The sequence below is a fragment of the Paenibacillus barcinonensis genome, assembly GCF_003217495.1.
In the GTDB taxonomy this organism is placed as follows: Bacteria; Bacillota; Bacilli; order Paenibacillales; family Paenibacillaceae; genus Paenibacillus; species Paenibacillus barcinonensis.
This window is the reverse complement of sequence record NZ_QJSW01000043.1, coordinates 1-7,512: the sequence shown is the minus strand read 5'-3', so window position 1 is coordinate 7,512 and position 7,512 is coordinate 1. Positions and strand designations below refer to the sequence as shown.

Here is a 7,512-nt window from a genome sequence, read left to right as displayed (position 1 = left end):
ACGTCTGTCGTTAAATCGGGTGCCTTTCGATCCCAATTGGCAGAGCCCTCAGTTCCACGAAATGCAATTACCGCTTGCTTAGTGTCCGGGTTATAGAAGGTCACGGCGTCCATTCCAGATGAATTATGTTTTTGGTCTAACACTTCCCAGCCTGGAAGAACTCCTAGTTTCTTTCCATTATCATAATTTTTATATGCTTCTTGAGACATTTTCTTATACACAAGATCAGAAATTGCTTCGTTTCTTGAATTGTCATTATCCATTCCATAGCCCTCCTCTGTTTAGTCGTTCAACTGGTAAGGATCGTAACCATTAGCTATCAAAGCTTTCTCTAATTCTGGACTAAAACTAAATGACTCTGTTTGATTTTCTTTATAATTAATTGAGACATTAAAGGATTGATCTTCATGCTGAGAAACGTAGCCATAAAAAGTAACCCAGCTCATTGCCATTTTAGGTTGCATTTGTCTCCCTGTAATTACTACATCATTTAAGCTATAAGTATCTTTCAAATACTTGATTGCTATAGATTCTGACCGATCTATAATCTCCTGATCCTCTTTGTTCACTCCTGAACACCCTCCTAATAATCCAATCACTACCATAATCAAAAGAAAACTCTTAGCAATCCGTGGCATCGCCATCCCTCACTTTACTCTGCATATCTTCATAAAAACGGGAAGGATCGAAGAAAACTCATGATCCCGTCCTCTTCGATCTCATCCTGAGGTTTACTTCTCTTATCCTTAATGTGGCACCTGACTTCTTTTAGCCTTCGACAATATTGACAACTTTCTGGTAACCCGTTGGCCCCGCTGGCGAGGCTTTCGGTTTGGGCAGAGCGTTAAAATCAGTCTGATCTTCCTCTTTTGGACTGACCGCAACTACTTTTTTATTTTCTGTACTAGCAGCGATTGCATATCCTGGTTGAAGTATCAAAATCCCAATAAGAAATATTACAATACATCGTTCTACACATTTGATTCCATTCACAACACAATCTCCTTATCAGTACACAACAGGGAACCCAAAAGAACCCATATCGTTTCCGACTTTGATGTAGCCACCATCGCTGCCAATCGGCCCTCCAGGGGCTCTATTTAGTCTTGCTAACATCCAGAACCTTTTGGTCACTCCTTTTTTAAAAAAACCATCTTTCACATATTCGACTCTGGGCAAATTAGATATTCCATAACTTTCCACCGTTCCACTGGTGAAGCTGTATCCACTCGTTAAACCATTCCCTGTTGCATTCAAAAAGGCTAACGAATTCAGATTGTTTCCATTTGGCGTTACTGTTGCCTCTACAAAAACATCGTAATAATCTTCTCTTACTGAAGAAGAGTATGCCTTATCAATAAACATTTTACCGTATAGATTTTTTATTTCTGTTTTGGTATGTGCATCGGCTACAATCATTCGGTGGATCGTCATTGTTCCCAAGTTATTACGTAGGCTGAACGGTTTATTGATTATTTTATCAAAAGTGTTCAGTACATCTGTACCATATGTCTTGCTGTATACATAAGGTGTTGCTGAAGTTAAATTCGTACCCGTCAGTCCTACTTCACGCATTTCATTTAAATCTCTGTACGAATCTGCCTTACTTTCTTGCACCTGTTGATAGCGGGATAAAATCACAGCAGCCTCTGCTCGTGTCGTCGTCTTCCCGGGACCGAAGGTTCCATCAGGGTACCCGGCCATCAACCCGGTTCCTAATACAACCGAGACGTATGGATAGGCCGCTTTCTTTAAACCACCCTTGTAGAACTCAGCTACAGGCACTAACGTATTCTCTGTATCTGTATCCTTTAGCGCTTGCTTGAAATCCTCGTTTTGTGCAGCTAGTCCTGAACTGAGCCACTTTGCCATCTCTTCCCGTGTCAATGCCGTGCTGGGTTTAAATCCGTATGGATAATCCGAAGCTTTCACAAAGCCGAGCGACACTGCACGGTTTACTTCTCCTTCACTCCAATGACCTGTCAAATCACGAAACACATTCACTTGCTCTGTCTCAGGAGTCACTTTGGATACCCGAGACAACAATGCCGCAAATTCCGCACGTGTCACCGTTGCTCCTGGCTTAAACGTTCCATCACTGTAGCCTTTAAAATAACCCTTGGACACAGCAGCATCGATGGAGGCTTTCGCCCAATGGCTGGCAGGCACGTCTTTAAATGAGGGTGCTGCTGCATTTGCACTCCCGCTGAAAGGAAGCATTCCCAGTACCAATGCACCGCTTAGTAGTAATTGTGTTACTTTCTTCAATTCGTTCACACTCCAGTATTGTTATTCTCTTCGTAAAATCTCTGGTAAACCTATGTACCTTGAATCGTTCACATCTTACAACTTCCTAAAATACCACCTTCAATTCTTTGCGATTTTCATCTTGCCTCATAATTTTTCAAGAATAAAAACTAGGTCTTTAATCATCCTAAAAGCCAATCAAAAATGCCATTTATAAGAATATTTTACCACTAAAAGCTTGTGAAATATAGGTATTTAGGATTGATTTTAGCAATCCGTTTAAGCGAGAGTATAACAAAACAGGTCAATCATGGTGGTATATGACCATAATCGACCTGTTCATTGCTAAGGATTCAGAATACTAAGGGAAGAGCCGAAAGAAAGAATTATGAGGGTTATTATTTGAGAGATGTGCTCATTTGGAGGTGAGCAACCTACATAATAAATTTAGCAATATACAAGCACAAAGCACATATCATCTACAAATCTTTTACTTTTTACTAAAATATTCATTTACTACGGCAGTTAATTGATCGTCACCCAACTCAATGTTAGTCAAATAATAAAGGAATAAGTTTTCTACATCACTTTCTTTGAAAAAACTAAGGTATTGAAAAGCAAGTACTGTAGTATTGTCTATTTCATAATTTTTTTCCAATTTCGTTTTTACATATTGAATTACAGGATTAATAAATCTATTGTCTTTGGTTTTAGAAAGAACGCTGAGAACTGATGTAATTTCATCTTCGATCTCTAGTTCAAAAATCTCATTAATTTCTTCCTCATCAAATTCCTCTTCAATTAGCTGTTCCTTAACCAAATTAAATATTTTCAGTGCCTCCAAATCATCATTGTAAAAATCTTCCCAAAAACTAAGATATGCAAATTGCTTCGGTAATAAAGCTGAATTGTTATTCGGCTTTTGCCACATTATCCAATCAGAGTTTACTTTCTCAGATACAATATCAAACAAAGAGATTGAATACGGTACAACTTGATTTTTATCATTTTGTACTCTATAAAATTTTTCGCCATTTTTGCTTGTTTCCACCGAATATACCACATATTCTTTATTCATTGATAAATTCTCTTTTTTTACTAAGTTCTCTTTTGGGCGTACTTTCATTTATCTTACTCCCTTTATATTAAAGTCGACATCCAAGTCAATTATCCAGAATAGATCATTTTCATTTGCTCTGAGCTTCTTAGGTTTAGAAACTTTCAGTTTAATATCAAATGAATTAATATTTCCTGTTTTTTGATTTTGATAAAAATGAATTTCTCCCTTTCCATAAGGAGTATCATATTGTTGCTTTGATGTCATTTTAGCCCAATCTTCAATTTTACTACCGTCACTGGTTAGTATCTTACGAGCCTTATCATCCCATAAATCCTCACCTTTAATAATAACATCGGAGTTAGACGAAACATCTTCTTTAAGCAACGACTGCTTATACTGTTGATGTTTAAAAATGTCACTAGCATCCTCAGTCTCACACTTCATTAATCCCAACGGGTCAATGTAACTTACCGGGTTCCCGTTGACATACGCATAGCGGTTAAAGGTCTGTCCGTCTTCAATCTCCCCACGGATGACGTCCCGGTTCAGGAAACGCTTCAGCTTCGGATCATAATACCGCGCTCGCATGTAATACAGTCCGTTCGCATCGGTCATGACGCCGTCTCGGCCATTATACGCAAACGGCTGCGAGGTTACACCTTCATGCTGCTCCAGCTCGCCATATAGTCCGTACGTATAGCGATCCGTCACCCGGTTCTGTTCGTCTGTCAGGAGAGTTGTACTGCCGCGCAGATCATAGTGGTAGCTCAGATACGTTCCATCTGCATCTTCGCGTCCGATCAGCCCCAGCCCGTACACATAACGGGCTTTGACGTTGCCCTCGCCATCCAGTTCCATCAGCACCCGGCTGAGTTCAGTCGCATCGTCAATGACGTAGCGAGTCACTTGGCCGCGCTGGGCCAGTTCGATGCGGTCGCCTTGCGGGTTATACCGATATTTCAGCTTGCCTGCCTTTACCAGACGATTACGGGCATCGTATTCATACGCGGAAGCGGTGCTCCCATCCGTCGCATACAGCAGGTTACCATTCGCATCCATCTCGACGGGATAGTTCCCTACCCGTTGTAGGCGATTATCCCAGGTGTAGTGTAGCCGCGAGTGATTGGTATTAATGAACATGCCGGCGAATTTTTACCACCTAATAATATGCTAAACAACCTTAGTTCTATAGAGAAATAAACAAAGGTTGTTATTGAAGTTATTTTTTTGTACAAGTATTGTAAAGCACTATTATATCATTATCTAGAATAAGAGAACTCAAAATTTCACCTTTCCGAAGAATCGGCTTTTGCTAATCAATTTAAATCAAAACAACTTGGGCTATCCTAGTTGTTTGAATTAATTTTGGATACCAGTTGATTCTTAAATAATCTTCATACTAGGTTTGACCCTAAAATGAATCACAATCAGCCTAGAGAATTTTCTATCTCCAACTCTACTCAATCCCTATTTCAAAGTCTTGATACTTCTCTTGATACTTCACTCCAGCGGTTATACGATCACAACGACTAAGTTTTTATAGCCCCATACTCTAACGGATTAAAAGAGGCTGGCCAAATTGTACTGTCGTCGTATAAAGCACCTTCTATGTTAGCATCTTCTATCCTCTGGCATAGCATGTTTGCACCTTTCAAATTAGCAGATTTGAAATTAGCATTCCACACATCAGCCTTAAATAAAATAGCATTACTTAAATTCGCATGACTAAAGTCAGCTCCTGCGAGATTTGCTTTTGTTAAATTAGAGGATTCCAAATTCGAATTTTCAAATAAACTTACCATCAGTAAAGCACTTGTTAAGTTCGCTCGACTTAAGTTTGATTCTTTTAGTTCGGCGCCACGTAAATTCGTTTTTACTAAACTGGAACCACTCAAGTTGGCTCTGTTCAAAATAGCTCTATGCAAGTTTAGCTCATCCAACTTCGCTCTCTCCAACGAGTCTAACTCAAGCTTTATTGCTTCATTTGCAATACAATTAATAATAATAATGTTTACTCACCTCTTTTTATTTTATCTATTTCCCCAATCATATGGATCGATTTTCACATCCTCCCATCGTATAACTTTATCAGTTTTACCTCCACTATATGGAGTGGTTGGAATATCAATACCTGCAACTCTACCTGAAATGTAACGGTGGTTACCGTCTACTATAATATTATTATCGACTTTAATAGGAGGTGGTACCTCGCCCTCAGCTAAACGCTTAGTATAGCGATCAATAGCTGGTAGAGATACTGCAGTTTGCTGTGTCTGTACAGGAGCGTTCTTCATGGCCTCTCTAACATGTTCTTCAGTAACATCCATCCCAGGTTTCCAAGAAGATGGGCTTTTGCCTTCAGACGCAAACAATTGCAGATCTAATTTTAATCTTCCTGTATTTGGATTAGAATTTTCGCTAATCCTTTTTGTCGTCTCACACTTCATCAACCCCAACGGGTCAATATAACTTACTGGGTTGCCATTGACATACGCATAGCGGTTAAAGGTCTGTCCGTCCTGAATCTCCCCGCGGATGACGTCCCGGTTCAGGAAACGCTTCAGCTTCGGATCATAATACCGCGCTCGCATGTAATAAAGTCCGTTTGCATCGGTCATGACGCCATCTCGACCATTATACGCAAACGGCTGCGAGGTTACATCTTCATGCTGCTCCAGTTCGCCATATAGTCCGTACGTATAGCGATCCGTCACCCGGTTCTGTTCATTTGTCAGGAGAGTTGTACTGCCGCGCAGATCGTAGTGGTAGCTCAGATACGTGCCATCTGCATCTTCGCGCCCGATCAGCCCCAGCCCGTACACATATCGGGCTTTGACGTTGCCCTCGCCATCCAGCTCCATCAGCACCCGGCTCAGTTCAGGCGCATCGTCAATGACGTAGCGGATCACTTGACCGCGCTGGGCGAGTTGGATGCGGTCGCCTTGCGGGTTGTACCGATATTTCAGCTTGCCTGCCTTCACCAGTCGGTTACGGGCATCGTATTCATATGCGGAAGCGGTGCTGCCATCCGTCGCATACAGCAGGTTACCATTCGCATCCATCTCGACGGGATAGTTCCCTACCCGTTGTAGGCGATTATCCCAGGTATAGTATAGCTGCTGCTGTGTTGGCAAATTGCCAACGGGTTCGTTTGGAGAGATGCCGACCTGTTCACTCGTCAGGTTGCCCGATGGGTCATACGTGTAGTGTACAATACGGCCGGGCTCCGCGCCACTGCGTAGGCGTTTTAAGGTGTCATACGTATACTGCTTATTTTCTTCCTTCAGCAGCAAGCCGCCCGGGCTGTATTCATACTTGAATTGCTGCAATCGAATCCCCTGCCCGCTCGTATCGGTCAGGCGAATGAGCTGGCCTGCGGCATCGTATTCCCGCTGCTCCTGACTGCCATTCGGACGCCGGGTGTCGATGAGTTTCCCGCTGGCATCGTACCGGTACCGGGTCAGGCGACCGTTCCAGTCCTTCACTTCGGCCAGTTCCCCGGTAGCGTGGTAGCGGTACTCTACTTCTTTACCATCCGGATAGGTCAAGGCGGTCATTCGACCTGCGGCATCATAGGTATATTGCAGCAGGTGCCCGAAGCCATCTGTTCGGGTAAGTAAGCGGCCAGCCGCATCGTAGGTGCGTTCCTCATGCTGCTCGGCTTCCAGCACACGGGCAACTTGTCCGTCCGTTGTGTAGGTAAGCACGATTTCGCCCGCTTCATCCGTCGCCCGGATCAGGCGACCCGCGGCATCGTATTCGTACCGGGTTTCCTGGCCCTTGGCATCTAGTCTAGCCCGCAGCCAGCCGCGTTCATCATAATCGTAGGCGATACGTGCCCCGGCGGCATTCGTCTCCTGCAGCAATCGACCACTGCGGTCATACGTGAGCCGGGTTTCATTGCCGCTGGCATCGTGTAGCTCGTATTGCGATCTTCCCCGTCCACAACGCTCACCAATCGACTGGAACCATTTTTCTATGTACCTCTTGATTTCATTTTTTTTAATTAGACGCTTATTCTAAAAAAGGGGCTGTCTAAAAAGCCCTTAAAAACAAACATCGGTGAAGAGAATGAACACCGAGACGTCAAACGAGACCAAGCCGTGGTTCATCCTGCTTGGTCTCGTTTACGTTTTTCTGCCATTGTTGCTTTTTTGAGCAGATTGTGGGCAAGACAAAGCCACCCGACCTCCAGGCTTACTTTT

General features: G+C 42.9%; 7 protein-coding genes and 1 pseudogene. All 8 read right to left on the bottom strand.

The features are described from left to right. A pseudogene (locus DFQ00_RS28300) lies at positions 1 to 263 on the bottom strand (lipase family protein); the annotation flags it as partial. Between the two features lie 18 nt (positions 264 to 281). Then, positions 282 to 638: a hypothetical protein gene (locus DFQ00_RS28295; protein ID WP_244214027.1), complete on the bottom strand. Its 357-nt coding sequence runs from the start codon at positions 636 to 638 to the stop codon at positions 282 to 284. 130 nt (positions 639 to 768) lie between these two features. Beyond that, positions 769 to 993, bottom strand: a complete 225-nt coding sequence (locus DFQ00_RS28290; protein WP_110899725.1) for a hypothetical protein — start codon at positions 991 to 993, stop codon at positions 769 to 771. Positions 994 to 1,008: 15 nt separating this feature from the next. Continuing rightward, positions 1,009 to 2,268, bottom strand: a complete 1,260-nt coding sequence (locus DFQ00_RS28285; protein WP_110899724.1) for an S-layer homology domain-containing protein — start codon at positions 2,266 to 2,268, stop codon at positions 1,009 to 1,011. A 469-nt stretch (positions 2,269 to 2,737) separates the two neighbouring features. Further along, complete coding sequence (locus DFQ00_RS28280) at positions 2,738 to 3,373, bottom strand: hypothetical protein (RefSeq protein WP_110899723.1); 636 nt, start codon at positions 3,371 to 3,373, stop codon at positions 2,738 to 2,740. Further along, entirely contained in the window at positions 3,374 to 4,447 is a 1,074-nt protein-coding gene (locus DFQ00_RS28275; RefSeq protein ID WP_110899722.1) for an RHS repeat domain-containing protein, read from the bottom strand. It abuts the gene before it with no gap. 389 nt (positions 4,448 to 4,836) lie between these two features. Continuing rightward, a complete protein-coding gene (locus tag DFQ00_RS28270; protein WP_110899721.1) occupies positions 4,837 to 5,262 on the bottom strand; it encodes a pentapeptide repeat-containing protein in 426 nt (141 codons plus the stop codon). 75 nt (positions 5,263 to 5,337) lie between these two features. Then, the gene (locus DFQ00_RS28265) at positions 5,338 to 7,266 is read right to left on the bottom strand and encodes an RHS repeat domain-containing protein (RefSeq protein ID WP_279630442.1); all 1,929 of its coding nucleotides are present in this window, start codon (positions 7,264 to 7,266) and stop codon (positions 5,338 to 5,340) included. Between the last annotated feature and the right edge of the window lie 246 nt (positions 7,267 to 7,512).